The 25,120-nt window shown below is 71.2% G+C and carries 24 protein-coding genes; 20 read left to right on the top strand and 4 right to left on the bottom strand.

All coding sequences use genetic code 11. From position 1 onward, the window contains the following. The first annotated feature begins 279 nt into the window (after nucleotides 1-279). From YWY_RS0106435 to YWY_RS20610, 18 genes are all read left to right on the top strand, one after another. On the top strand, nucleotides 280-1,770 hold the full coding sequence (locus YWY_RS0106435) for an AMP-binding protein (RefSeq protein WP_028846933.1): 1,491 nt from the start codon (nucleotides 280-282) through the stop codon (nucleotides 1,768-1,770). An 84-nt stretch (nucleotides 1,771-1,854) separates the two neighbouring features. Next, nucleotides 1,855-2,097, top strand: a complete 243-nt coding sequence (locus YWY_RS0106430; protein ID WP_028846932.1) for a glutaredoxin family protein — start codon at nucleotides 1,855-1,857, stop codon at nucleotides 2,095-2,097. A 119-nt stretch (nucleotides 2,098-2,216) separates the two neighbouring features. After that, a complete protein-coding gene (locus tag YWY_RS0106425) occupies nucleotides 2,217-3,953 on the top strand; it encodes a molybdopterin-dependent oxidoreductase (RefSeq protein WP_051309916.1) in 1,737 nt (578 codons plus the stop codon). A 747-nt stretch (nucleotides 3,954-4,700) separates the two neighbouring features. After that, nucleotides 4,701-5,561 (top strand): redox-sensing transcriptional repressor Rex, encoded by an 861-nt coding sequence (locus tag YWY_RS20620; protein WP_084609053.1) that lies wholly within the window; start codon nucleotides 4,701-4,703, stop codon nucleotides 5,559-5,561. Further along, nucleotides 5,562-6,869, top strand: a complete 1,308-nt coding sequence (locus YWY_RS0106415; RefSeq protein WP_028846930.1) for a glutamyl-tRNA reductase — start codon at nucleotides 5,562-5,564, stop codon at nucleotides 6,867-6,869. It abuts the gene before it with no gap. A 41-nt stretch (nucleotides 6,870-6,910) separates the two neighbouring features. Then, the gene (hemC, locus tag YWY_RS0106410; protein WP_028846929.1) at nucleotides 6,911-7,846 is read left to right on the top strand and encodes a hydroxymethylbilane synthase; all 936 of its coding nucleotides are present in this window, start codon (nucleotides 6,911-6,913) and stop codon (nucleotides 7,844-7,846) included. A 70-nt stretch (nucleotides 7,847-7,916) separates the two neighbouring features. Beyond that, nucleotides 7,917-9,470, top strand: coding sequence for a bifunctional uroporphyrinogen-III C-methyltransferase/uroporphyrinogen-III synthase (locus YWY_RS0106405; RefSeq protein WP_028846928.1), 1,554 nt, complete (start codon nucleotides 7,917-7,919; stop codon nucleotides 9,468-9,470). A gap of 170 nt (nucleotides 9,471-9,640) precedes the next feature. Next, nucleotides 9,641-10,615: a porphobilinogen synthase gene (gene hemB / locus YWY_RS0106400; RefSeq protein ID WP_028846927.1), complete on the top strand. Its 975-nt coding sequence runs from the start codon at nucleotides 9,641-9,643 to the stop codon at nucleotides 10,613-10,615. Beyond that, nucleotides 10,612-11,496 (top strand): hypothetical protein, encoded by an 885-nt coding sequence (locus YWY_RS23090; RefSeq protein ID WP_051309914.1) that lies wholly within the window; start codon nucleotides 10,612-10,614, stop codon nucleotides 11,494-11,496. Before hemB ends, YWY_RS23090 begins: the two co-directional genes overlap by 4 nt. Then, nucleotides 11,493-11,960 (top strand): hypothetical protein, encoded by a 468-nt coding sequence (locus tag YWY_RS0106390; RefSeq protein ID WP_156899127.1) that lies wholly within the window; start codon nucleotides 11,493-11,495, stop codon nucleotides 11,958-11,960. The genes YWY_RS23090 and YWY_RS0106390 overlap by 4 nt, the downstream gene beginning before the upstream one ends. An 18-nt stretch (nucleotides 11,961-11,978) precedes the next feature. Beyond that, nucleotides 11,979-12,401 carry a hypothetical protein gene (locus YWY_RS0106385; protein ID WP_245566575.1) on the top strand — a complete coding sequence of 141 codons (423 nt, stop codon included), beginning with the start codon at nucleotides 11,979-11,981 and terminating at the stop codon, nucleotides 12,399-12,401. A gap of 18 nt (nucleotides 12,402-12,419) precedes the next feature. Further along, entirely contained in the window at nucleotides 12,420-13,715 is a 1,296-nt protein-coding gene (gene hemL / locus YWY_RS0106380) for a glutamate-1-semialdehyde 2,1-aminomutase (RefSeq protein WP_028846924.1), read from the top strand. Between the two features lie 191 nt (nucleotides 13,716-13,906). Further along, nucleotides 13,907-14,542 carry a histidine phosphatase family protein gene (locus tag YWY_RS0106375; RefSeq protein ID WP_028846923.1) on the top strand — a complete coding sequence of 212 codons (636 nt, stop codon included), beginning with the start codon at nucleotides 13,907-13,909 and terminating at the stop codon, nucleotides 14,540-14,542. Then, nucleotides 14,539-15,162 carry a TlpA family protein disulfide reductase gene (locus tag YWY_RS0106370; RefSeq protein ID WP_084609052.1) on the top strand — a complete coding sequence of 208 codons (624 nt, stop codon included), beginning with the start codon at nucleotides 14,539-14,541 and terminating at the stop codon, nucleotides 15,160-15,162. Before YWY_RS0106375 ends, YWY_RS0106370 begins: the two co-directional genes overlap by 4 nt. 30 nt (nucleotides 15,163-15,192) lie before the next feature. Then, nucleotides 15,193-15,963, top strand: a complete 771-nt coding sequence (locus tag YWY_RS0106365; RefSeq protein WP_028846921.1) for a cytochrome c biogenesis CcdA family protein — start codon at nucleotides 15,193-15,195, stop codon at nucleotides 15,961-15,963. After that, nucleotides 15,960-17,552, top strand: coding sequence for a cytochrome c biogenesis protein ResB (resB, locus tag YWY_RS0106360; RefSeq protein ID WP_028846920.1), 1,593 nt, complete (start codon nucleotides 15,960-15,962; stop codon nucleotides 17,550-17,552). Before YWY_RS0106365 ends, resB begins: the two co-directional genes overlap by 4 nt. Then, entirely contained in the window at nucleotides 17,549-18,547 is a 999-nt protein-coding gene (gene ccsB, locus YWY_RS0106355; protein ID WP_028846919.1) for a c-type cytochrome biogenesis protein CcsB, read from the top strand. Before resB ends, ccsB begins: the two co-directional genes overlap by 4 nt. 429 nt (nucleotides 18,548-18,976) lie before the next feature. After that, entirely contained in the window at nucleotides 18,977-20,209 is a 1,233-nt protein-coding gene (locus tag YWY_RS20610) for a MinD/ParA family ATP-binding protein (protein WP_084609090.1), read from the top strand. A 325-nt stretch (nucleotides 20,210-20,534) separates the two neighbouring features. Here YWY_RS20610 and YWY_RS0106345 read toward each other — a convergent pair whose 3' ends face one another. Both YWY_RS0106345 and YWY_RS0106340 read right to left on the bottom strand, forming a co-directional pair. Further along, on the bottom strand, nucleotides 20,535-20,732 hold the full coding sequence (locus YWY_RS0106345; RefSeq protein ID WP_028846918.1) for a hypothetical protein: 198 nt from the start codon (nucleotides 20,730-20,732) through the stop codon (nucleotides 20,535-20,537). 112 nt (nucleotides 20,733-20,844) lie between these two features. Continuing rightward, nucleotides 20,845-21,060, bottom strand: a complete 216-nt coding sequence (locus tag YWY_RS0106340) for a BldC family transcriptional regulator (protein ID WP_028846917.1) — start codon at nucleotides 21,058-21,060, stop codon at nucleotides 20,845-20,847. A gap of 448 nt (nucleotides 21,061-21,508) precedes the next feature. Here YWY_RS0106340 and YWY_RS0106335 point away from each other — a divergent pair, with 448 nt between their 5' ends. Together YWY_RS0106335 and cds1 are read left to right on the top strand one after the other, a co-directional pair. Continuing rightward, nucleotides 21,509-21,871, top strand: coding sequence for a DUF4229 domain-containing protein (locus YWY_RS0106335; protein WP_028846916.1), 363 nt, complete (start codon nucleotides 21,509-21,511; stop codon nucleotides 21,869-21,871). A 5-nt stretch (nucleotides 21,872-21,876) separates the two neighbouring features. Beyond that, nucleotides 21,877-22,941: an L-cysteine desulfhydrase Cds1 gene (gene cds1, locus YWY_RS0106330; protein WP_028846915.1), complete on the top strand. Its 1,065-nt coding sequence runs from the start codon at nucleotides 21,877-21,879 to the stop codon at nucleotides 22,939-22,941. Nucleotides 22,942-22,945: 4 nt separating this feature from the next. On the opposite strand, the gene YWY_RS0106325 is transcribed toward cds1, so the two are convergent. Continuing rightward, on the bottom strand, nucleotides 22,946-23,818 hold the full coding sequence (locus tag YWY_RS0106325; RefSeq protein ID WP_028846914.1) for a 1,4-dihydroxy-2-naphthoate polyprenyltransferase: 873 nt from the start codon (nucleotides 23,816-23,818) through the stop codon (nucleotides 22,946-22,948). 98 nt (nucleotides 23,819-23,916) lie between these two features. Further along, on the bottom strand, nucleotides 23,917-25,083 hold the full coding sequence (locus YWY_RS0106320) for an SH3 domain-containing protein (RefSeq protein ID WP_245566574.1): 1,167 nt from the start codon (nucleotides 25,081-25,083) through the stop codon (nucleotides 23,917-23,919). Nucleotides 25,084-25,120: the final 37 nt, after the last annotated feature.

Here is a 25,120-nt window from a genome sequence, read left to right as displayed (position 1 = left end):
CCGAAGACCAGCCATGGCGTTGGACACATGGTCTCCTCGCTGCTGTGCGTCGATCTGTGGCTTCGCGTCACGCGCGGTGACGAATCCCCACGAGCGTGCGCAGCATACGTTGTCGAAACGGTTGTTCGGTAGTGCTCGCAGCGACTGAATCTGCGACGATCGTCCGAATGACGTATGACGTCACGACGCGGTAGCGGTTCGGTTCCGACTGGCTTGCGGTGGCCGGCTCGGCCAAGATGACAGGCGACGGTGCCGAGCTCAAGAGCGCGAAGGAGAGCCGTGCCGAACACCTCCGAACTGGCGAGCACGGCCGCCGCTCGCGACCCGGAAGGGCTTGCCCTGGTCGATGCGGCGACCGGTCGAAGCATGACATGGGCGGACTTCGACGGGGCGGTGTCCGCCGAGGCGGCGCGATTGGCCGGCGTCGGCCTGCAGCAGGGCGACCGGGTGGCGGTGTGCCTGCCGTCGTCGATCGACTGTGCGGTGGCCATGCTGGGAGCCGTCCGGGCGGGTGGGATCGTGGTGCCTGCCTCCCCGCACGAGCCGGACGAGGACCTGCGGCGCATCCTGGAGCACAGCGGCTCCCGCTTCCTGATCTCCGGGCGAACCGACGGCGACGTCCCGGTCGAGCGAGTCCTCGAGCCTCCGGCGGCACGGCCGGGTGCGGACACGGTGGCGACGGCCACGCCGGTCGGCTCCGGCGAAGACATCGCGCTGCTTTGTTACACCACCGCCGCCCGCGGTCAGGCCCGCGGCGTGATGCTGTCGCACCGCGCATTGCTGGCCAACGTGGAACAGATGGCGGCGATCGACCCCGCACCCGTGACGGCCATCGACCGGGTACTGGTGGCGGTTCCGCTGTTCCACGTCTACGGGTTCGGGCCGGGGCTGTTGCAGTGCATCCGGGCGGGCGCGACGGCCGTGATCGCGGACCACACCGACGGGCGGGCGGCCCTGGCGGCCTGCACGCAGCACCACGTCTCGGTGGTGCTTGGGGTGCCCGCGATGTACGCCGAGCTCGCGGCGCTTCCCGCCGACGAGCTCCGTTCCGGCCTGGCCAGCGTGCGCTTGCTGATCTCCGGGGCGGCGGCGCTGCGGCCGAACGTGCTGACGGCGATCGAGCAAGCGACCGGCCTCGGCGTCTACGACGGCTACGGGCTGACGCAGGCGGCCCCGATGCTGGCCTCGACCTTGGTGACCGGTCGCCCCAAGCCCAACTCGGTCGGCCGCGCGCTGCCTGGGGTGGAGCTGCGGCTGGTCAGCGACGCGCCGACACCGGACGACGAAGCCGACGAAGTGCTCGCCGATCTCTCCGACACGGACGGCGACACCGGGATGGTGGCGGTCAGGGGGCCGAACCTGTTCTCCGGCTACTGGCCGGACGGGGTGGGTGGCCCGGACGACGACGGCTGGTTCCAGACGGCCGACATCGGCTACCTGGACGCCGACGGCGATCTGCACCTGGTCGACCGGGTCGACGACACGATCGTCGTCAGCGGGTTCCCGGTGTATCCGCACGAGGTCGAGGAGGTCGTCGCCGAGCTGCCGCAGGTCGCGGAGGTCGCGGTGGTCGGCGTGCTGGACGACCACACCGGGGAGGCGGTCAAGGCGGTCGTGGTTCCCGGCCCGGGCAGCACGTTGAGCGAGCAGCAGGTGATCGAGCACTGCGCGCAGAAGCTCCCGCGCTACAAGGTGCCGATCGCCGTGGAGTTCTCCGGCCAACTGCCGCACACGGTCACCGGCAAGCTGTATCGCGCCAAGCTGCGCTGACCGTGCGGTCGGTGCGGCAGCGGCTGCCATCGCCAGGGCACGCCGCCGTGGTCGTCGGCGTTGCGCCTCGGGCATCATGTGGCCATGCCCGAGGTCACCGTCGTCAGCCGCGTGAACTGCCACCTGTGTGAGGTCGCCGAGCAGGAGGTGGACCGCATCTGCGGCGAACTCGGCGTGCCGTGGAAGACGGTGGACGTCGACAGCGACCCGGAGCTGCGTGCCGAGTACGGCGACATGGTTCCGGTCATCCTGATCGACGGCGTGCAGCACGGTTACTGGCGGGTGGAGGAGGAGAGGTTCCGCGCCGCCCTGGCGGCCGCGCAGTAGACCATTTCGCGGCCGTCCCGGCCTGCGGTCGAGCACTTGACTTTCAGCCTTCCGGACGACCCGATCTGCTCTGCGCAGAAAACGCGGTCGTGACGGGGGCTGAGGAGGATGATGGAGCCATGACCGCTGCCGATTCATCGCGTGCTTCGGTGCTGCGCGCCGCGTTGATCGGCGTGCCGGCGCTGGCGAGCGCACTGGCCGTCGGTCACCTCGCCGGTGCCTTGATCGCCCCGGGCGCCTCGCCCTATGTGGCGGTGGCCAACAGCGTCATCGACCTCTCGCCGCCGTGGCTGGTGGAGTTCGCCAAGGAAGCCTTCGGCACGGCCAACAAGGTGGTGCTTTTCGCGGGCATGGCGGTGGTGCTGCTCGCGCTGGCGGTGTTCGCGGGGTGGCTTGCGCTGCGGCGCCTGGTGCTCGGGCTGGTCGTCGTCGGGATGCTCGGTGTCGCGGGCCTCGCCGCCGTCCTCACTCGCCCGGACGTGGGCCCGTTCGCCGTGCTCGCTCCGTTGGTGAGTGTGCTGGCCGGGTCGATCGTCTTCGCCTGGCTGCACGCTCGGGCCACGGCCGGGGAGCCCGTCGCGGGGCCGGACGAGGGGGCTTCGGCCGGCCGTGCGCCCGGTGCCCCTGTTCTGCGAGATGCCGGCGCCGAACCCGTGACGCGACCGCGCCATGAGGTGGGTGCCGAGGAAGCCGAGGCGGCGCAGCAGGCAAGCGATGAGCCGGACGCCGGCGGGGCCCGGCAGCCGGAGCAGCCGGCCGCCGAGCCGGGCAAGGTCACGGCCGGGCAGCCGCAGCGGTCGGACTCGGGTGTGGATCGCCGGCGCTTGCTGGTCGGGTCGGCGGGCGCGCTCGTCGGTGCAGGCCTGGTCGGTGCCGCCGGGCAGTGGCTGGCCGGCCCGGACGCGGAGGCATCCCGGCGTGCTGTCGCCCCGTTCGTCGGGATCAAGCGTCCCCCGGCTCCGCCCGGCGGTGCGGACTTCGCCTCGAGGGGGACGCCGGTCTTCATCACGCCGAACGAGAACTTCTACACCGTCCACACCGCGTTCGTGCTGCCCAGGCTGCGGGCCGAGGACTGGCGGCTGCGCATTCACGGCATGGTCGACCGCCCCGTCACGCTGACCTACCAGCAGTTGCGGAGCCGGCCGCTGGTGGAGCGCACCATCACCATGGCGTGCGTGTCCAATCCGGTGGGTGGCGATCTGGTCTCGACCGCGAACTTCATCGGAGTCGACCTGGCCGAGCTGTTGACGGAGGTCGGTGTCCAGGCGGGGGCCGAGCAGCTGTTCAGCACCAGCGAGGACGGGTTCACCGCGGGCACGCCGATCGACGCGGTGCTCGAGCCCGGCCGGGCCATGTTGGCCATCGGCATGAACGGCGAGCCGTTGCCGGTGGCGCACGGGTTCCCGGTGCGCATGGTGGTCGCCGGGCTTTACGGGTTCGTCTCCGCGACCAAGTGGCTGGTCGATTTGGAGGTCACCACGTGGCGGGCGCGCACGCCGTACTGGGTGCCGCGCGGCTGGGCGCGCGAAGGCCCGGTGAAGACGCAGTCGCGGATCGACAAGGTGACGGCCGACGGCGGAAGCGTGCGTGTAGCGGGCACGGCGTGGGCGCCGCACATCGGCATCGACAAGGTCGAGGTGCAGATCGACGACGGGCCGTGGCAGGCAGCGGAACTGGCCACGGAGGTCAGCAAGGACACCTGGCGCATGTGGCGGCTGTCGGCACGCGTGGATCCCGGTGAGCACACGGTGCGCTGCCGAGCCACCGACCGCAGTGGCTACACGCAGACCAGCAAGGTCGCGCCCCCGGCGCCGGACGGCACGACCGGCTGGCACGAGGTCTCGTTCTCGGCGTGACCCGTTCTTGGATGGGGGTCGAGTGGGCTGTCGGTGCGTTCGGCTGGCGCGAGGTCTCGTTCTCGGCGTGACCGGCATCCGGATGGGTGTCGAGGGGGTTGTCGGTGCGTTCGGCCAGCGCGATGGTTCGTCCTCGGCCTGATGACCGCGGCGGTCAGCGATCGTGCGCCGCGCCGGTGATCTCGGCGGCTGCCATCGGCCGGGAGTCCCGCCCACCAGGGCCAGGGACCCACTGCGCTCCGGCCCCCCGGAGCCGCTGCCACCCCTGCGGTCAGGGGCTGCCTCCCCTGGCCGGGAGTGACCTGACCTGCGGGGTTCCGCGCAGCCTGCCACCCCCCGTGGCCGGGAGTGACCGACGTGCTGACTGGCGGGATTCCGTGCCAGGACCTGCCGCCCCCGTGGCCAGAAGTGACCTGACCTGCGGGAAGGGTGCGGGGGGTCAGAGGCGGCTGCTCCGGCGCCAGAAGTCACCGTGCACGCTGCTCAGCCAGAGCAGAAGCCCAGCGCCGGCGATGTGTGGCGTCGGTGGGCTTGCCCCCGTGAGCCGTTCGAACGATCGGCAGGCGGCCGCGCTCGTGGCTTCGAACACAGCCGTGAGCAGCCGAAACATGGCGCTGCTCACCCGAAAGTCCCGCCGATTTTGTGCGCACGTTCACAAGCGTTACCGTTACTAAGGCATCCCACCTTCTCTCCCCGGGCGTTCGGTGTGCCAACCGCGCCAGGGCACGCGTTTTGTGAGGGCAGCACGTGGCACGGTCAGGCAACGGAGTCCAGCCTCCTCAGCCACCCGCTGACGGAGAGCAGACCACCGAGCTGCCCAAGGTCACCGACCGCGCGATCGGCCGCACCAGGGACATCCCGGAAGCCGCCGTCGCCCGCCTTGCGGTCTACCTGCGGGTGCTGTCCGCCATGGCCGACCAGGGCGCGGTCACCGTCTCCAGCGAGGAGCTGGCCGCGGCGGCCGGGGTGAACTCGGCGAAGCTGCGCAAGGACCTGTCCTACCTCGGCTCCTACGGCACCCGCGGCGTCGGCTACGAAGTGGAAGTCCTGGTCGGCGAGATCGAACGCGCCCTCGGGCTGACCCGCAAGCAGACCGTCGCCGTGGTGGGCATCGGTAACCTGGGCCACGCGCTGGCCAACTACGCCGGATTCCCCCGGCGCGGCTTCCCGGTGGAGGCGCTGTTCGACGTGGACCCGGACCTGATCGGGGTCCCGGTCGGTGGCCTTCCGGTGCAGCACATCGACGACATCCCCAAGGTGTGCGCGCAGAAGCGCATCGCCATCGGGATCATCGCCACCCCGCCCGCGGCGGCGCAGGCCGTCTGCGATCGGCTGGTGGCGGGCGGCGTGCAGTGCATCCTCAACTTCGCTCCGGTGGTGCTGCAGGTGCCGTCCCACGTCGAGGTCCGCAAGGTCGACCTGGCCGTGGAGCTGCAGATCCTGTCCTTCCACGTGGCGCGCAAGGCCGAACAGCGGCACGCCGGCCGGGCGGCGGCCAAGCGGGCCGAACGCAACGGCGCGCGCTCGTCCGCGGCCCAGTCGTCCGGTCAGCGCACCGCCAAGCGAGCGGCCGCACGCCGCATGCCGTCCAACGGTGAGGTGGTCTGAATGAGCGTGCTCGCCGTCGGCCTGTCGCACCGCACCGCCGAGCTGACCATGCTGGAGCGGGTGGCGGTCACCGCGACCGAGTTGCCGAAGCTGCTGCACAAGCTGCAGCAGGCGCCGGACATCACCGAGGTCATGGTGCTGTCCACGTGCAACCGGACCGAGGTCTACGCGGTGGTGGAGACGTTCCACGGCGGCCTCACCGCGGTCTCCGAAGCGCTCGCTGAGAAGGCAGGCGTCCCGTGCCCGACACTGCACGAAAGCCTGTACGTGCACTACGCGGGCGCCGCCATCGAGCACCTGTTCTCGGTGGCTTCGGGCCTCGACTCGATGGTCGTCGGGGAAACGCAGATCCTCGGCCAGGTGCGGGCCGCCTACGCCGCAGCGCACGAAGCGGGCACCGTCGGCAGCGCCCTGCACGGCCTGGTGCAGCGCACGCTGCGGGTCGGCAAGCGGGTGCACAGCGAGACCGCCCTCGGTTCGCTCGGCGCGTCGGTGGTGTCCGAGGCGCTGGCCGCCGCCGGTGACCTGGCCGGCCGCACCGCGCTCGTCGTCGGCGCGGGGTCGATGGGCGCGCTCGCCGCATCGCAGCTGGTCAAGACCGGGGTGCGGCGGATCGTGGTGGCGAACCGGACGTTCGCCACGGCCGAGCGGCTGGTGCAGAACATCGCCGAGTCCGGTGCCGACGCCGCGGCCGTCGGACTGTCCGAGGTCCCGCAGGCCCTGCTCGACGCGGACGTGGCGGTGTCGTGCACCGGCGCGAAGGGCGTGGTGATCGGCCCCGAGCACGTCCGCCCACGCGAGAAGGACCTGGTGATCTGCGATCTCGGCATGCCGAGGGACGTCGATTCCGCGGTCGAGCGGCTGCCCGGCGTGCGTATCGTGGACTTGGAGACGGTGCGTGACCGCATGGACCGCGCCGGTGACTCCAGCACCGCCAAGCACATCGCGCAGGCGTCCGGCATCGTGCTGGACGAGGTGCGGGACTACCTCGCCGAGCAGCGCACGGCGGCCGTCACGCCGACCGTCGCGGCATTGCGGCAGCAAGCGGCCGAGGTGGTCGACGCCGAGCTGTTGCGGCTGGACCGGCGGCTGCCGGACCTGGACCCGCAGGTCCGGCAGGAAGTGGCCCGCACGGTGCGCCGTGTGGTGGACAAGCTGCTGCACACCCCGACGGTGCGGGTCAAGCAGCTGGCCGCGGGCGGCGACCGGACCGACTACGCCCAGGCGCTGCGCGAGCTGTTCGGGCTGGACCCGTCGGCTCCCGCGGTGGTGTCGCAGCCCGGGGACCGTGACCGGGCACAGAACTGACAGGCAAGCAGCAGACCGTAACGACCAACCGGAAGTCATCCGTGACCAAGACCCTCAAGGTCGGCACCAGGGCGAGCGTCCTGGCTGTCGCGCAGACCGAGACCGTCGCCGCCGCGCTGCGCGCCGCGGGCCACGCCGTGGAGCTGGTGCGCATCACCACCCCTGGCGACCAGTCGACCAAGCCGATCGCGGAGATCGGTGTCGGCGTGTTCACCTCCGCGTTGCGCGAGGCGCTGCGGGCCGGCGCGATCGACCTGGCGGTGCACTCCTACAAGGACCTGCCGACGACGCCGGAGCCCGACCTGGTGGTGGCGGCCGTGCCGCGCCGGGCCGACCCGAGGGACGCCCTGGTGGCCCGGGACGGGCTGACGCTCGGTGAGCTGCCGCCGGGGTCGGTGATCGGCACCGGCTCGCCCCGGCGGGCCGCCCAGCTGCGCGCGCTCGGCCTCGGCCTCGAGGTGCGCGGCATCCGCGGCAACATCGACACCCGGATGGGCAAGGTCGACTCCGGCGAGGTGGACGCGGTCGTGCTGGCCAGGGCCGGGCTGGAGCGGGCGGGCCGCACCGACCGCATCACCGAGACGCTGGATCCGCTGCAGATGCTGCCCGCGCCCGCGCAGGGCGCGCTGGCGGTGGAATGCCGGTCGGCCGACGTCGAGCTGGAGCAGCTGCTGCACGAGGTGCTGGACGACTCGCACACCCGCGCGGCCGTCACGGCCGAGCGCAGCATGCTCGCCGCGCTGGAAGCCGGGTGCAGTGCCCCGGTCGGCGCGCTGGCCGACGTGGTGGAGGACTTGACCGACGACGGATCGGTGGTGACCCGGTTGTCCCTGCGCGGCGTCGCCGCGGTCGACGCCGACGCCGCCGCCCCGGCGCTGCTGCGTGCCTCGATCACCGGGGAGCTCGCCGAGGCGGAGTCGATGGGCAAGGCGCTCGCCGCCGAACTGCTGGAGCGCGGAGCGGCCCCGCGCGCCTGACCCGCCGCCCGCAGCGCCATGACGACAAAGACCGACAACCTGCTCGACACGACAAGGAGAAGTGCACGAGATGACCCCCGCACCGAAGTCCGCCGGGCGCATCGCCTTCGTCGGCTCAGGCCCCGGTGATCCCGGGTTGATCACGGCGAACGCTCGCGAGCTGCTGGCCAAGGCCGACCTTGTCGTCACCGACCCGGACGTCCCGTCCGGCGTGCTGGCGATGGCCGCCGACGGCGCCGAGGTACGGCCCGCGGTCGGCGAGTCGGCCGAGGTCGCCAAGGACCTGGCCGCCGAGGCCAAGGCAGGCAGGCTGGTGCTGCGGCTGGTGTCGGGTGACCCGTTCACCCGCTCGGCCGTGATCGCCGAGGTCAAGGCGGTGGCCGAGACCGACGCGGTGTTCGACGTGCTGCCCGGTGTTCCGCCGGCGCTGGCCGTGCCCGCCTACGCGGGGATCGCGCTGGGCAGTGCGCAGACGACGGTGAACCTGATCGACTCGCGGGCCGAGGTGGACTGGGCGGCACTGGCCGCCGCTCCCGGCGTGTTGGTGCTGATCGCCACGTCGGCGCACCTCGGGCAGGCGGCCGCCGAGCTGATCGAGCACGGCCGCAAGCCGGACACTCCGGTGGCGGTGACCAGCAACGGCACGGTCAACCTGCAGCGCACCGTGGAGACCACGCTGGCACAGATGGCCGACGCCATCGGCGAGACGGTCGGCACGCTGGTGGTGACCATCGGGGACGCGGTGGCCGAGCGGGCCAAGCTGTCCTGGTGGGAGTCCCGGGCGCTGTACGGGTGGAAGGTGCTGGTGCCGCGCACCAAGGAGCAGGCGGCCGAGATGACCGAGCGGCTGCGCAGCCACGGCGCCACCCCGCACGAGGTGCCGACCATCTCGGTCGAGCCGCCGCGCAGCCCGGCGCAGATGGAGCGGGCGGTCAAGGGCCTGGTGGACGGCCGCTACCAGTGGGTCATCTTCACCTCGGCCAACGCGGTCAAGGCGGTGTGGGAGAAGTTCCAGGAGTTCGGCCTGGACGCGCGGGCCTTCTCCGGGGTCAAGATCGGCTGCATCGGCGAGGCCACCGCGGACCGGGTGCGGGCGTTCGGCATCACCCCGGAGATGATTCCGCAGGGCGAGCAGTCCAGCGAGGGCATGCTCAAGGAGTTCCCGCCGTACGACGACGTGCTCGACCCGGTCAACCGGATCCTGCTGCCGCGTGCCGACATCGCCACCGAGACGCTGTCCGCCGGGCTGGTCGAACGCGGCTGGGAGGTCGACGACGTGACGGCCTACCGCACGGTGCGTGCCGCCCCGCCGCCCGCCGAGACCCGCGAGATGATCAAGACCGGTGGGTTCGACGCGGTGTGCTTCACCTCGGCGTCCACGGTGCGGAACCTGGTCGGCATCGCGGGTAAGCCGCACGCGCGCACGCTGGTCGCCTGCATCGGGCCGAAGACCGCGGAGACCGCGCAGGAGTTCGGCCTGCGGGTGGACGTGCTGGCCAGCCAGCCCCGGGTGACCGTGCTGGTCGACGAGCTGGCGGCGCACGCGGCCAAGCTGCGCGCGGAGGGTGCCCTGCCGCCGCCGCGGAAGACCAAGCGGCGTCGCTCCTCGTCCTCGTCGAAGTAGGCAGCAGGGCGCATCAGGGGCGATGTGGACCTGGCCGCGGCCAGGTGATCGACGAGACGTTCCGGTGCGCGAGTCCGCTGTGCTTGCGGGCTCGCGCACCGGCTTTTTGCGGCGTACGTCCAGGTGAGGGGTGCGTCGTCGAGCGGGTGCGACGGAGTACCGTTTGATGAATGTTTCCCGAGCATCGACCCCGTAGGCTGCGCGGCACCGCCGCCATACGGCGGCTGGTCCGCGAGACAGAGGTGCGGCCGCGCCAGCTGATCCTGCCGCTGTTCGTGGCCGAGGGAATCACCGAGCCGAGGCCGATCGCCAGCATGCCCGGCGTCGTGCACCACACCAGGGATTCGCTGCGCAAGGCCGCGGTGGAAGCGGTCTCCGCCGGGGTGGGCGGGCTGATGCTCTTCGGTGTGCCCGCCACGCATGACGCGATCGGGTCGGCCGCCAGCAGCCCCGACGGCATCCTGAACGTCGCGTTGCGCGACCTGCGTGCCGAGCTGGGCGACGACACCGTGCTGATGGCCGACACGTGCCTGGACGAATACACCGACCACGGCCACTGCGGTGTGCTGGACGAGCACGGCAACGTGGACAACGACGCGACGCTGCAGCGCTACGCGGAGATGGCCGTGGCGCAGGCGGAAGCGGGCGCCCACGTGCTCGGGCCGAGCGGCATGATGGACGGCCAGGTGGCCGCGATCCGCTCGGCGCTGGACGAGGCCGGTTTCACCGACGTGGGCATCCTGGCGTACTCGGCGAAGTACGCCAGCGCGTTCTACGGCCCGTTCCGCGAGGCGGTGAATTCGCAGCTGCGCGGCGACCGCAAGACCTATCAGCAGGACCCGGCCAACGCGCGTGAGGCGATCCGGGAGATCGAGCTGGACATCGCCGAGGGCGCGGACATGGTGATGGTCAAGCCCGCGCTTGCGTACCTCGACGTGGTCAGCCTGGCCGCCGAGTTGTCCACCGTCCCGGTGGCGGCGTATCTGGTGTCCGGCGAATACGCCATGCTCGAAGCCGCTGCGGAGCGCGGATGGGTCGAGCGGGAGCGCGCGGTGCTGGAGATGCTGACCTCGATCGTCCGCGCCGGCGCGGACATGGTGCTGACATACTGGGCGGCGGAGGCCGCGGCCTGGCTGTCCCGATGACCGATCGCTCTCCTTCCCCGCGTCGCGAGTGGGACGCCGGTGATCCGCGCCCGGGCGACGAGCCGGATCGGAACGTTCCGGAGCCGCCGTCCTCCCTGGGCGCGCCCGCCGAGCCCGGGCCGGACCGGACCGCTTCGGCGCCGCTGGCCTCGGACGACCCGTTGGCCGCTCCCGAGCTGGGTCAGGGCGGGCCACACACCGGCGTAGGTCCCGGCCGTGCCGGGCCGAGCCCGGCGGCGCAGGCACGCCCCGGCGGCCGGCTGAACTGGCATGATCCGGAGCTCCCCGAGGAGGAGCCGTCCGGCGGACCCGGCTACTCGGATCCGACGGATCCGCTGGAGCGGGAAGCGGCCGGCCTGCCGCCACTGGATTCGGGCCCACGCAGCACGGTGCCGCCGCCCCGCGAGATCACCGTCTCGCTCGCGCTGTGGCTGGCCGCGGCGGCCGCGACGGCGTTGGCGTTCGTGCTGATGATCGTCGACGTCGACGACATCGCCGAAGCGAACGTCGCCGCCTACAACCGCGCGGTGGAGGCGGGCGACCCGATCATGCGGACCGACATCACCGCGGACGACGTGCGGGCCGGTGCGTCCGGCTTGGTGTGGCTGTTGGGCAGCGGCGGCGTCATGCTGGCGATGCTGGTGGTGACGTTCGCCTACCGGATGCGCGAGGGAACCCGATCGGCGCGCACCGTGCTGGTGGCGTTGGCCCTGGTGGTCGTTGCGTTCTGCGGGTTCATGCCCGCCGAGTACGTCAACCCCGCGCACTGGGCCGGGCTGGTGCTCGGCGGTGTGGCGGCCGTGTTGCTGTTCCTGCCCGCGGCGAACGCCTACCTGCCGAAAATCCAGGCCCCGAAACGGCGATGGCGAGGTGATCGGTGAGCGGGGAACGTGCCGTGCCGGACGCGCAGGACGTGCTCTACGACGACCCGGGGGGCAGCTGGCTGGCGCTGGCCTTCCCGTTCGGGCTGGCCGCGGCCGGCGTCGCGGTGGAAGCGGTCACCGGCCCGGTGTTCTGGAGCCTGTGGGCGCTCGCCGGCGGGGTCCTGCTGCTGATCACCGTGCTTTGGGTGGTCGCCAGGCGCCGGTTCTGCCGCGTGCGGGTCACCCGCAGCGAGCTGATCCAGGGCCCCGAAGTGCTCGCCATCGACCGCATCGCCAAGATCCTCCCGGCGGGCCCGCGCGACGAGCAGGTCCGTGACCTGCGGGTCCTCGGCGGCGGGCACAGCATGCCGCGCAAGTACGAACCGGTGCGGCTGCAGCTGACCGACGGCACCAGGGCGCTGGCCTGGGCACGGGACGGCGAGGCGCTGCGCACCGCCCTGCGAGCCGCCATGGACGCATGAGAAGCTGACCACGTGAGCATGACCAGGACATCGGGCGAAGGGGGCCGGGGCGCCGACCAGGCGTTCGCGGACGCCGCCGGGGATCGGGCACCCGATCCGACAGGCGGGCCGCCGGCATCCGCGCCCACTCGCCCTGGGCGCCTGCACCAGCCGTGGCGGGCACTCGTCGCGCTGGCCGAGCTGATCCTGGCCGCGACGGCCGGGTGGCTGGCCGTCCGGCTGTGGCAGTCCGGGATCACCGTGGTGCCCACCCCGGACGGTTCGGTGGAGCTGACCCACTACCACGGCGACGCGATCAGCGGCGCGATCGGCCTCGGGCTGGTGGGTGTCCTGCTGGTCCTGGATGCCGGGCGGCAGCTGCTGCTCGCGGTGCGGGTCCGCTCGCGCAGGGGGCGGTCCGAGCGCACCGAACCGTGGCCGCCGTTCGACGAAGACGTCTGATGCGTGGACCGGAGGATGATGAGCTGCCAGGAGTCTCGAGCACTGTTCGACCGGGCGACGACGCTGACCCCGGGCGGGGTCAATTCGCCGGTGCGGGCGTTCAAAGCGGTGGGCGGCACCCCGCGTTTCATGGTGTCCGGCTCCGGCGCGTACCTGCGTGATGCGGACGGCAACACCTACGTGGACCTGGTCTCCTCCTGGGGGCCGATGATCCTCGGCCACGCGCACCCGGACGTCGTGCGGGCCGTGCAGGAAGCCGCCGCGTTCGGCTTGTCGTTCGGCACACCGACACGGGGCGAGCTGGACCTGGCCGAGGAGATCGTCGACCGGGTCGAGCCGGTGGAACGGATCCGGCTGGTCAACAGCGGCACCGAGGCGACCATGAGCGCGGTGCGCCTGGCGCGCGGCTTCACCGGCCGCAGCAAGGTGATCAAGTTCGCCGGCTGCTACCACGGCCACGTCGACGCGCTGCTGGCCCAGGCCGGGTCGGGGGTGGCCACGCTCGGGCTGCCGACGTCGCCCGGCGTGACCGGGGCGTCCGCGGCGGACACCATCGTGCTTCCGTACAACGATCTCGACGCGGTCAAGCTGGCGTTCAGCGAGAACGAGGGGCAGATCGCGTGCGTGATCACCGAGGCGGCCGCGGGCAACATGGGCGCGGTCCCGCCGCGGGAGGGCTTCAACGCGGGGCTGCGCGAGCTGTGCACGCAGCACGGCGCCCTGTTGATCATGGACGAAGTGATGACCGGCTTCCGGGTGTCCGCGTCGGGCTGGTACGGGCTGGAGCGGATCCCCGGCGACCTGTACACGTTCGGCAAGGTGATGTCCGGCGGGCTGCCCGCTGCCGCGTTCGGCGGCCGGGCGGACGTGATGGAGCACCTTGCCCCGAGCGGACCGGTCTACCAGGCGGGCACGCTCTCCGGCAATCCGGTGGCCGTGGCGGCGGGCCTGGCGACCCTCCGCGCCGCGGACGCCGAGGTCTACCAGGCGCTGGACGCCAACGCGCAGCGGCTCGGCGCCCTGCTGACCGAGGCGCTGACCAAGGCCGGGGTGCGGCACATCGTGCAGTACGCGGGCAACCTGCTGTCGGTCTTCTTCACCGACCAGCCCGTGCACGATTACGCCAGTGCGCAGGCCTCGGAGACGTACCGGTTCGCGCCGTTCTTCCACGCGTTGCTCGAGCGCGGGGTGTACGCGCCGCCAAGCGCGTTCGAAGCGTGGTTCGTCAACGCGGCGATGGACGACGAGACGTTCGAGCGGATCGAGGCGGCACTGCCCGCCGCCGCCGAAGCGGCCGCCCGTGCCGAGCCCTGACGGGGAACCGCCGGAGGGTGCCGTGGTCTGCCTCATGGATCGGACCGCCACCACGGCGAGCCGGACCGGCGATGGGGCAAGGTGAACTTGGACAGTTCGCCCAAAGCCGGTGGTCACGGGGATCGTCACCGGCGGGCGCAAGGCTGAGGTAGCGGTAACCGATCCGGCGCGGTGCACGAGCGGAGGGGTTCATGACAGCGACCAGGACAGTGGTGCATTTCGTGCGGCACGGCGAGGTGCACAACCCGGAAGGCGTGCTGTACGGCAGGCTGCCCGGGTACAAGCTGTCGGAGACCGGCAACAAGCAGGCCCTCGCGGTGGCCGAGTACCTGGCCAATCACGACATCACCTACGTGGTGGCCTCGCCGCTGCAGCGCGCACAGGAGACCGCGGCGCCGATCGCGGCGGCGCACCGGCTGGAGGTCGATACCGACGAGCAGCTGATCGAGTCGGACAACTACTTCGAGGGCATGCGGGTGTCGGTCGGCGACGGGGCACTGCGGGATCCCCGCCATTGGCGCAAGCTGTGGAACCCGTTCCGGCCGTCGTGGGGCGAGCCGTACCTGGACATCGCCCGGCGCATGCTGGGTGCCGCCTACGCCGCGCGGGCGGCCGCGGAGGGGCACGAAGCGGTGTGCGTGTCGCACCAGCTGCCGATCTGGACGCTGCGCCGCTTCGTGGAGGGCAAGCGGCTGTGGCACGACCCCCGCAAGCGGGAGTGTTCGCTGGCCTCGCTGACCAGCTTCGAGTTCACCGGGCACACCATCACGGCCATCCGCTACGCCGAGCCGGCAGGCCGGACCGACCCGCGGGTGACCGGGGCATGACACCGGCGTCCGCGCGTCGTGGCCGGGCCCGTGCCCGGCGCGGCGGGCGCCTGCTCGCCGCGCTCGCCGCGGCGCTGACCTGCTGTTCCGCCGCGCTGGCCGGCTGCAGCACCGGCGACGACGCGGTGGTGAGCGGTTCCCAGTTCACCTTCGTCGCCCCTGGCGGCCAGACCCGCATCGAATACCCGCGTGCGGAGCGGCAGTCGCTCACCGTCACCGGCGAAGACCTGATGAACCCGGGCAAGCAGCTGTCCACCAAGGACTTCGCCGGCAAGGTCGTGGTGCTGAACGTGTGGGGTCAGTGGTGCCCGCCGTGCCGGGCCGAGGCACCCGAGCTGCAGCAGGTGCACGACCCGGACGGCGGCGTGGTGGTGCTGGGCATCGACGTGCGGGACCCGGTGCGCGAGACGGCGCAGGACTTCATGCGGGACCGCAAGCTCACCTATCCGTCGCTGTACGACCCGTCCGGCCGCGTGATGCTGCAGATGAAGGGCCTGCCGCGCAACGTCGTGCCGTTGACCCTGGTGCTGGACAAACGCCACCGGGTGGCCAACGTGTTCCTCGAGCCGGTGCTGGCCGCTGATCTGAAACCCGTGCTCAAGCGACTCACCGCCGAGTGACGGCGGACACCGGCCTAGGCTAGGTCCCCGATGGAACTCACCGAGCTGGCGATGTCGGGACCGCTGCTGCTGGCGGCAGTCCTGGCGCTGGCCGCCGGTGCGGTGTCGTTCGCCTCGCCGTGCGTCGTCCCGCTGGTGCCCGGCTACCTCGCCTACCTCGCCGCGCTGGTCGGTGCGGACGCCCCGGCGGTGACCACCGGCGAGGGCCCCAAGCAAGGCCGCTTCCGGGTGGTCGGTGCCGCGGCGCTGTTCGTTCTCGGGTTCACCGTCGTCTTCGCCGCCGGCATCGGCAGCCTGGTGTGGCTCGCCGACGCCCTGCTGGCCAACCAGGAGCTGCTGCAGCGCATCGGCGGGGTGATCACCATCGTCATGGCCCTGGTGTTCCTGGGCTTCGTCCCGGCGCTGCAACGCGACGTCCGGCCGAAGGTCGTGCCGCGTATGGGCCTGTGGGGCGCCCCGGTGCTCGGCGGCGTCTTCGCCCTCGGCTGGACCCCGTGCCTGGGGCCGACGCTGGCCGGGGTGCTGGCCATCGCCTCGGCGACCGGAGAGAGCGCGGTGCGCGGGTACTTCCTGGTGTTCGTCTACTGCATCGGCCTCGGCCTGCCGTTCCTGCTCATCGCGCTGGGCGCGGGCTGGGCCGTCCGGGCGGCAGGCTGGCTGCGCCGCCGGGTCCGCGCGGTGCAGATCACCGGCGGGGTGCTGTTGCTGGTCGTCGGACTGCTGCTGGTCAGCGGGCTGTGGGCGGACATCGTCGCCTGGCTGCGGGACGGCTTCATCTCCGACACGGAGCTGCCACTGTGACCACCGGATACGTCAACACCCCCGCCCGCAGGGCGCTGGCCTTCGCGCGCAACACCTGGCGCGGCCTCACCTCGATGCGCACCGCGCTGATCCTGCTGTTCCTGCTCGCGCTGGCCGCGCTGCCCGGGGCGATGCTCCCGCAGTACTCGCTGAACACCCCGAAGGTCGATGCCTACATCGCCGAGCACGGCTGGTGGGGCGAGCTGCTGGACGCCCTCGGCTTCTTCGAGGTGTACTCCAGCGCCTGGTTCTCGGCGATCTACCTGCTGCTGATGGTGTCGATCGTCGGCTGCCTGCTGCCCCGATTCCTGGAGTACTACCGGGCGCTGCGGGCCGAGCCGGTGCTCACCCCACGCAACCTGTCCCGCTTGCCGCACTTCCGGACGGCCACCGTCGACGGCACGCCGGAGGAGGTGCTGGCGCGGGCGAAGCAACGGCTGCGCGGGTGGCGGATGGTCGAGCGCACCGAGGACGGCGGGGCCAGCATCAGCGCGGAGCGCGGCTATCTGCGGGAAGCGGGCAACCTGCTGTTCCACTTCTCGATGCTCGGCCTGATCGTGTGCGTGGCACTTGGCAAGCTCTACGGCTACGAGGGGCAGGTCATCGTGCACGCCGGCGGTGGCCCCGAGTCGGAGTTCTGCAATGCGGGCATCTACGCCTACGACTCGTTCGAGCCGGGCCTGCGGGTGGACGGCACGGAGCTGACGTCGTTCTGCATCCGCGTCACCGACTTCACCCCGACGTTCCTGCCGAACGGTCAGCCGTCGTCCTTCCGTGCGCAGGTGCAGTACTCCGCGGGTGAGGATCTGGAAGCCGGCCGGTGGAAGACCCACCAGTTGGAGGTCAACAACCCGCTGCGCACCGAGGGCGACCGGGTCTACCTGCTCGGTCACGGCTTCGCCCCGGAGTTCACGGTGACCTTCCCGGACGGCACCAAGCGGGTGCAGGCCACCCAGTGGCGTCCCGCGGACCAGACGACGTTCTTGTCCGACGGCGCCACGAAGTTCGACCCGCCCGGCATCACCGACTCCCGCGAGCGGCGCACCAAGCAGCTGGCCATCACCGGCCTGTTCGCCCCGACGGCCGCCTTCCAGGGCAAGGTGCTGACGTCGGCGGGCCCGCAGCTGCTCGATCCCGCGGTGGCGGTGGACATCCTGCGCGGGGACCTGGGGCTGGAGAGCGGCCGCGCGCAATCGATCTTCTCGATCGATCAGGACATGATCGAGCAGAAGCGACTCAAACGCGTGGCGCGGGAGAACCTTCGGCCCGGTGAATCCGTGGTTCTGGACGACGGCACCAAGGTCGAGTTCACCGGGGTGAAGCGCTGGGTGTCCCTGCAGGTGTCGCACGACCCCGCACAGGAGGGCGTGCTCGGCTTCGCGGTGGCCACCATGATCGGCCTGCTGATGTCGCTGCTGATCAAGCGGCGGCGGGTGTGGATTCGCGTCACCCCAGCGAGCGACGAAACGTCCGGAACACGTACCGTGGTGCAGGTCGGGGGTTTGGCGAAGACCGATCAAGCCGGCTACGGCGAGGAGTTCGGCGCCATCGCCGACGAACTGCTGCGAACTAAGGAGCAGGCGCGATGACCGCGTATTCGCAATTCAGCGACTTGTCGTACACGACGGCGGCGGCCATTTACGTACTGGCCATGCTGTTCGTGCTGGTGGAGCAGGCGTTCGGGCGAGTGGCCAGGCAGCGGGTGGCGCAGCGCGACCTGGCCAAGCAGCGCGCGCTGGTCGGGGCGGGTGCGCCGGTCGCGGACGGCGACGGCGCCGATGCCACCCACGACGCCGCTGTGCCCGCGGCCCCGTCCGCCGGCAGGCCTGCTTCCGGCCGGCCGGAACGGTTCGGCCGCATGGGCATCGCACTGATGGTGCTCGGCGCGCTGTTGCACGTGGCGGCGCTGGTGTTGCGTGGCCTGGCCGCCGGGCGTGCCCCCTGGGGCAACATGTACGAGTACCTGATGGCGCTGTCGCTGGTGGCGGTGGTGACCTGGCTGGTTCTGGTGCGCAAGTACCCGCTGAGGCACCTGACCGCCTTCGTGCTGCTGCCGGTCGTCTTCTTGATGTTCGTCGGCGGCACGCTGTACGTCGAGGCCGGCCCGCTTGTTCCCGCCCTCCAGTCGTATTGGCTGGTCATTCACGTGGCGGCGGCGATCGTGGCTTCCGGGATGTTCCTGGTGCCCGGGGTGGCCAGCGTGCTGTATCTGATGCGGACCGCCAACGAGGGCAACCCGCGGCGGTTCCGGCGGCTGGCCGAGCGGCTGCCCGGTAAGGACGTGCTGGACCGGATCGCCTACCGCACCAGCGTGCTGGCCTTCCCGATCTACACGTTCGGTGTCTTCGCCGGCGCCATCTGGGCGGAGTCGGCGTGGGGCCGGTTCTGGGACTGGGACCCCAAGGAGACGGTGTCGTTCGTCGCCTGGGTCATCTACGCTGCGTACCTGCATGCCAGGGCGACCGCCGGATGGCGCGGCAAGCCTGCGGCGTGGATCAACACCGCAGGGTTCGCCTGTATCGTGTTCAACTTCTTCTTCATCAACCTCGTCACCGCCGGCCTGCACTCGTACGCGGGCGTCTGACGAGGCAAGTCGCGGGTCACCACTGGGTCGCGACCGCACGTGGTGGCGACTACCGTTGCGCGTGATCGGTGAGCTACTGGTCGGGTGAGTGGAGGACGTCGAGTGAGTGAGCCACACCAGAGCACGGGCCACCCGGCCGCAGAGAGTCCGGCCGAGGCCGGGGCTCAGGAGCAGCGGCCCACCCAGGCCGCCCAGGAGCCCGAGCCCACCACAAGCGCACAAGCGGCGGCCGAGAACCCGCCGGACAGCGTGGACGGTGCCGCGGACGCGGACGCCGACACCGATTCGCACGCCCACCCTCGTGCGCGTGGGCACCACGTCGCCCCGCAGACGGTTCGGCAGGAAGAGGTTCCGCCCGTCGTTCCCGCCGACGAGGTCTACCCGGGAAGCCACGCCGAGTCGGCCCTCGAGCAGACCGTTGCGCATCCGATGGGGTACGGCCACTACGGACTGGCCCAGCCGCCGTCGGGTCCGCTGCCCGCGCAGCAGCCCGGATACCAGCAAGCGTCGGTCGATCAGCAGCATCAGGCCTACCCGCCGACGTCCGCCGGGCAACCGGCTCCCGGCCAGCAGATGCCGGGCGGCCCCCAGGCCCCCGGCCACCAGGCCGGTCACCCGCAGGCGGCCGGTCACCCGCAGGCGGCAGGTCGTCCGCAGGCCCCGATGGCCGCTCCGCAGCAGCCGATGCAGGTGCCCCCGGCGCAGCCGCAGCAGCAGCCCAAGCGCGGCAGGCATGCCCGGGCCAATGGCGACGACCTGGCGTCGGCGCAGCTGATCAAACCGGTGAAGCGGAAGCCGCAGTCCGGGTGGCGCAAGTTCGTCTACGTCGCGTCCGGGCACCTGATCAACCCGGGCGAGAGCCCGAAGGACCGGCTCAAGCGGGAACTGATCACGCGCATCAACCAGCCGCTGCGTGGCTGCTACAAGATCGCCATGTTGAGCCTCAAGGGCGGCGTCGGGAAGACCACGACCACCGCGACCTTGGGCGCGACGTTCGCGTCCCTGCGCGGTGACCGGGTGATCGCCGTCGACGCCAACCCGGACCGGGGGACGCTGTCGCAGAAGATCCCGATGGAGACCACGGCGACCGTGCGGCATCTGCTGCGGGACGCCGACCGGATCACCAAGTACAGCGACATCCGGGCGTACACGTCGCAGGGCTCGAGCAGGTTGGAGATCCTGGCCAGCGAGCAGGACCCGGCGGTGTCCGAGGCGTTCTCGGAGCACGACTACCGCCGCACGGTGGACCTGCTCGAGCACTTCTACAACATCGTGCTCACCGACTGCGGCACCGGCTTGATGCACAGCGCGATGAAAGGCGTGCTGGAGCTGGCCGACGCCCTGGTGGTGGTGTCGTCCGGGTCGGTGGACGGGGCGCGCAGTGCGTCGGCGACGCTGGACTGGCTGGACGCGCACGGTTACGGGGACCTGGTGAAGCGTTCGGTGGCGGTGATCAACTCGGTCCGACCCAAGGCGAGCTCGGTCGACCTGGACAAGCTGGAGGCGCATTTCGGGGCGCGCACCAGGGTGGTGTGTCGGATCCCGTTCGACCCGCACCTGGAGGAAGGCGCGGAGATCGAGCTGGACCGGCTGCAGGAGGAGACCCAGCTGGCGTTGCTGCGGCTGGCCGCCGCGGTGGCGGACGCCTTCCCCACCCAGTAGGGCGTTTGCTGGGCTGGCAGTCTTGCTCGGGGGCGGGGTTGTGGTCCTTGCTGTGGTGCTGGTGGTTGGTGCGCGTGGGTGCGCTGTGTCGTGTCGTGGTCGGGTGGCCGCCATGGCGACGACCGTCGTTTTCAGCCCGACAGGACTCCTCTCAGGCTCAGAACCACGCCCAGCATCGTCGGTCGGCTGTCGCGCATAGGCAGCGCACCCGTGCCAGTGCCCTTCGCCAACCAGCCCCACACACACCACTCAGGCGGTGACGCGGCCTGCCGTCGGGCATGACAAAAGCCGCGGACCGCCTGGGTCCGCGGCTTTCGCTTCGGCGCTACTTGTCCTTGTCCTCTGGCAAGTTCTTGCGGGTCTGCTCGGCCAGCTTGCGCAAGAACTCCGGATCGTCGTCCGGCGCCAACGGACGGGCAGGCCGGCGCTTCTCAGCCGGCACGCCGACCCGTTCCGCGGTGTACATACGCCAGAGGAGCACGGCGACGGCCAGTGCTCCGATCGCCACGAGCAGGTAGTGCATGCCGCTCCTTCCGCGCCGGGGGTTCTCCCTCGAGGTTAACCTTCCCGACCGGTACCGCGCACTCGCCTGCTGTCGCCCGTCGGCGCGACACGTGCCGGCGCCGGGGCGACGATCAGCTGACGCTCTCCGTCGCCTCGGTGGTCAGCTTGGCCAGCAGCTCGTTGACCTCCGATTCGCGGAACCGGCGGTGTCCGCCAGGGGTGCGGATGGAGCCGATCCGCCCGGCCGCGGCCCAGCGGGTCACGGTCTTCGGATCAACGCGGAAGAGTGCTGCCACTTCGCCCGGGGTGAGCAATCGTCCCCCCGACTGAGGCACCGACTGAGTCATCCGTTTCGCCTCCTTACGACTTTTGCTGCGGTCCCCGTGCGATGACCAGGCGGATCATCCCGATCACCACCGACGGGCGGTCTACATCCCAATCGTGTCATCGTACGCATCAAGTACTCGAACGGTTGGGTGAGAGTAAAGGGGAGGTAAGGGCAGGAATCGGGCGCGCGGCTGCATCCCATCGGTGCAATCCGGCGCGGCATTCGGAGCAGACGACTGCAGAGCGTACCGCTTCCCTTGCGGTGCGCAATGGGGTGTCTCCTCCGCAAAACCTGCTCCTCGTCCGGAATCCACCGCGTTCCCGGGTGTGGTCGTCGTGTCGGGTATGCGTGGTGCGGCATCCTGCCGCACGCCCATGCCCGCCGGTGCGTGGCGGTCGGTCACGGCCACACGCCGCCGGTTAGGCTTGACCAGGAGGGCGCGGCGAGCTAAAGGAGCGAAATCCCTGGTGGACCAGGCACCGAAGGACCGGTTCGCGGTCGATCTGACGCTGTATCTGCTGGCCCGGTTCGCCCTGGTGGCGGTCATCACGGTGCTGCTGGTCGCGTTCCGGGTTCCGGTGCTGGTCGCGTTGATCATCGCCATGGTGGTCGGTTTCCCGCTCGGTCTGCTGCTGTTCCGGTCGCTGGCCGCCCGGGTCACCGCCGGGCTGGCGGCACGCGGCGAGCGACGCCGCGCCGAACGGGAAAAACTGCGTGCCCAGTTGCGCGGCGACGTCGAGCCCGACGACGGCCCCGCAGGCGATGCCGCAGACGGCGCCCGCCCCACGGACCCCGCCGACCGCCGTGGCCAGGACGAGGGGCGGTCGTGACGGCGGTGGACCGGGAATGGGTCACCGAGGCGATCCGGGCCATCGACGCGGACGCCAACCGTAGCGCGGACACTCATCTCCTTGTGTTTCCGTTGCCCGAGGACTGGGGCATCGATCTCTACTTGAAGGACGAGTCGGTCCATCCGACCGGTTCGTTGAAACATCGGTTGGCGAGATCGCTTTTCCTCTATGGGCTGGTCAACGGGCAAATCGGGCCATCGACGGTGTTGGTGGAGGCCTCCAGCGGCTCCACCGCCGTGTCCGAGGCCTACTTCGCCAGGATGCTCGGCCTGGACTTCGTCACCGTGGTGCCGCGCAGCACGAGCAAACAGAAGATCGAGCTGATCGAGTTCTACGGCGGCCGGTGCCACTTCGTCGACCGCCCGCCGGAGATGTACCCGGAGGCCGAGCGGCTGGCCGCCGAGTGCGGCGGGTACTACCTGGACCAGTTCACCTACGCCGAGCGGGCGACGGACTGGCGCGGCAACAACAACATCGCCGAGTCGATCTTCACCCAGATGCGCGCCGAACGGCACCCGATACCGCGGTGGATCGTGGTCGGCGCGGGCACCGGCGGCACCAGCGCCACGCTCGGCCGCTATGTGCGGTATCGCCGCCACCCCACGCAGATCGCGGTGGTCGACCCGGAGAACTCGTCGTTCTACTGGGCGTGGAAGACCGGGGCGACGGACTACACCACCGGGATGCCGTCTCGCATCGAGGGGATCGGCCGCCCGCGCGTCGAACCGTCGTTCGTGCCGTCGGTGATCGACGAGATGATCCAGGTGCCGGACGCGGCGTCGATCGCGGCGATCCGGCTGTTGCGCAGGCGCACCGGTCACTGGGCGGGCGGCTCGACCGGCACCAACCTCTACGGGGCCTTCCAGCTCATCGCCAGGATGCTGGAGGCCGGCGAGCAGGGCAGCGTCGTGACATTGCTCTGCGACGGCGGCGAGCGGTACGCGCAGACCTACTACGACGACAACTGGGTGGCGGAGCAGGGCATGGACCTCGACCCGTACACCGAAATCATGGAGAACTTCCTGGCCACCGGCCGGTTCGAGGCTTAGCCGGTCAGCCGAACGCAAGGGCCGCGGCGACCACGACGGACCACAGCAGCATGGTCAGGCCGGTGTCGCGGAGCACGGCGATCAGATCGCGGCCGGTCGCACCGCTGGAGACGGTGCGCGCCGGCCCGGCCGCCACGATCGCGGCGACCACGGCGAACAGCGCGGGCGGGAACCACCACCCCAGGATCAGGGTGAGCAGGAACGGCAGCGCCAGCAGCGTGAGGTAGAGCCGCCGGGTGCCGCGATCGCCCAGCGCGACCGCCAGCGTGCGCTTGCCCGCCTCGGTGTCCGTGGGGATGTCGCGCAGGTTGTTGGCCAGCAACACGGCCGCGGAGAACGATCCGACGGCGACCGAGCACACCACCGCGGCCCAGCTCACCGTTCCTGCCTGGACGTAGGTGGTGCCGAGCACCGCGACCGGCCCGAAGAACACGAAGACCGCGAGCTCGCCGAAGCCCGCGTAGCCGTACGGGCGCTTGCCGCCGGTGTAGAACCACGCGCCGGCAATGCACGCCGCCCCGACCGCCAGCAGCCACCACTGCCTGGTCAGCACCACCAGGGCGAGCCCGGCGACCGCGGCGAAGGCCAGCGCGCCGACCGCGGCAGCCAGTACCTCCGGCGGCCGGGCCGCGCCGGAACCGACCAGCCGCAGCGGGCCGACCCGCTGGTCGTCGGTGCCACGCACCCCGTCGGAGTAGTCGTTGGCGTAGTTGACTCCGATGATCAGGGCCAGGCTGACCACCATGGCCAGGCTGGCACGCACCCAGTCGAACTCGCCCATGGCGGTCGCGGCCCCGGTGCCCGCCAGCACGGGAGCGATCGCGTTGGGCAAGGTGCGGGGACGGGCGCCTTCGATCCACTGCGCGACGGTGGCCATGCCGGCATTCTTTCCTACCCATCTGGCGGGCATCGACCGGCCGCCGGCGCGGTGTTGCCCCGGCGCCGGTCACGACACCGGGGCAACCGGGCTGCCACTCAGCAGGCGGGTGGCGCCTGGCCCACCCGCACGTAGGCCGCGGAGATGTACTTACCGGGGTTGATCCGGAACCACGTGTCGTTGCCCTCGACCACCTGGCCCTTCACCGCGCACTCGATCCGCACCTGGGCGTACTTGGCGGCCAGGCCCACCACGGCGGAGCTGGTGTTGGGTTGCGCGCGCACGTTCAGCACCGGTCCCGAGGTGGCTACGGTCCCCCACGGGCCGCCGACGGTCCACTCGTAGGTCACGATCACCCAGCCGTTGTCGGTGAACCCGAGGCCGTCCCAGAACGTCCCGTCGGCCAGGTCGATGCCCGCCGGGTTGGCCACCTTGCGGCCGAACTGGTCCTTGCCGCCGTTGTAGCCCTCCAGGTACGCGGCCTGGGCCTCCGGCTTACCCTGCGGCAGGTCCTGCCACATCTCCCGGTTGGGGTTCCAGTAGTCGTCCTTGGTGTTCCACGGGCCGACGTCCCACACCGGGGCCCACTCGCACCGGGCGCCGTTCTCCGTGCACACCTGCACCGTGTAGTTGCCGCTGTTCTTGTCGGCCAGCCCCCGGCGGGACGGCAGCGCCACGAAGTGGTCGCGGGCCACGATCACGTGACCGTTCGCGGTCGTCCCGCCCACCAGGCCTTCCCGGGTGGCGAACACTCGGTATCCCTCGGCCGGCCCGGCGACCTCCGCGGTCGGCTTGGCCGAGGCGTCGTAGCTCGCGCTGAGCTCGATCCGATCCACCTGCGGGCTGCGGGCGTCCGGTGGTGCGGTGAGCACGAGGCGGGCCTGGACGGTCTTGGTCCGGTTCGGCAGCACGGCAGGGGTGTCGGGGAGGACCTCGGTCCACTCCGACCAGGTGCCGTCCGGCCGCTTGCCGCGCACGTCGACGGCCACTTCCGTCCCGTCCGGGATGGCGGCGTCGACGCGTGCGGCAACCCGGTTCACCGGGTGCTGCATGTGCTTGGCAGGGAAGGTCAGGGTGCCGGTCGTCCAGTCGGCGCTCTGCCTGCCGAGATCGCCCGACAGCGTCCAGGAGCCGCCGGACTCGATGATCGTCCGGTTGTCCGGCTCGGTGTTGTCCGGTGTCAGCGCCCACGTGCCTGGTTCGGCGGCCAGGCCGGGAGCGGCCGTCACCCCGACAGTTGCACCGGTGATGAGTACGGCGGACACCGCCGCTGTCAACAGTTTTCGCCCTCGCATATGAATC

Source organism: Thermocrispum agreste DSM 44070 (genome assembly GCF_000427905.1).
Lineage (GTDB): Bacteria > Actinomycetota > Actinomycetes > Mycobacteriales > Pseudonocardiaceae > Thermocrispum > Thermocrispum agreste.
The sequence above is the reverse complement of the archived record's forward strand: the minus strand, read 5'-3'. Positions and strand labels throughout refer to the sequence as shown.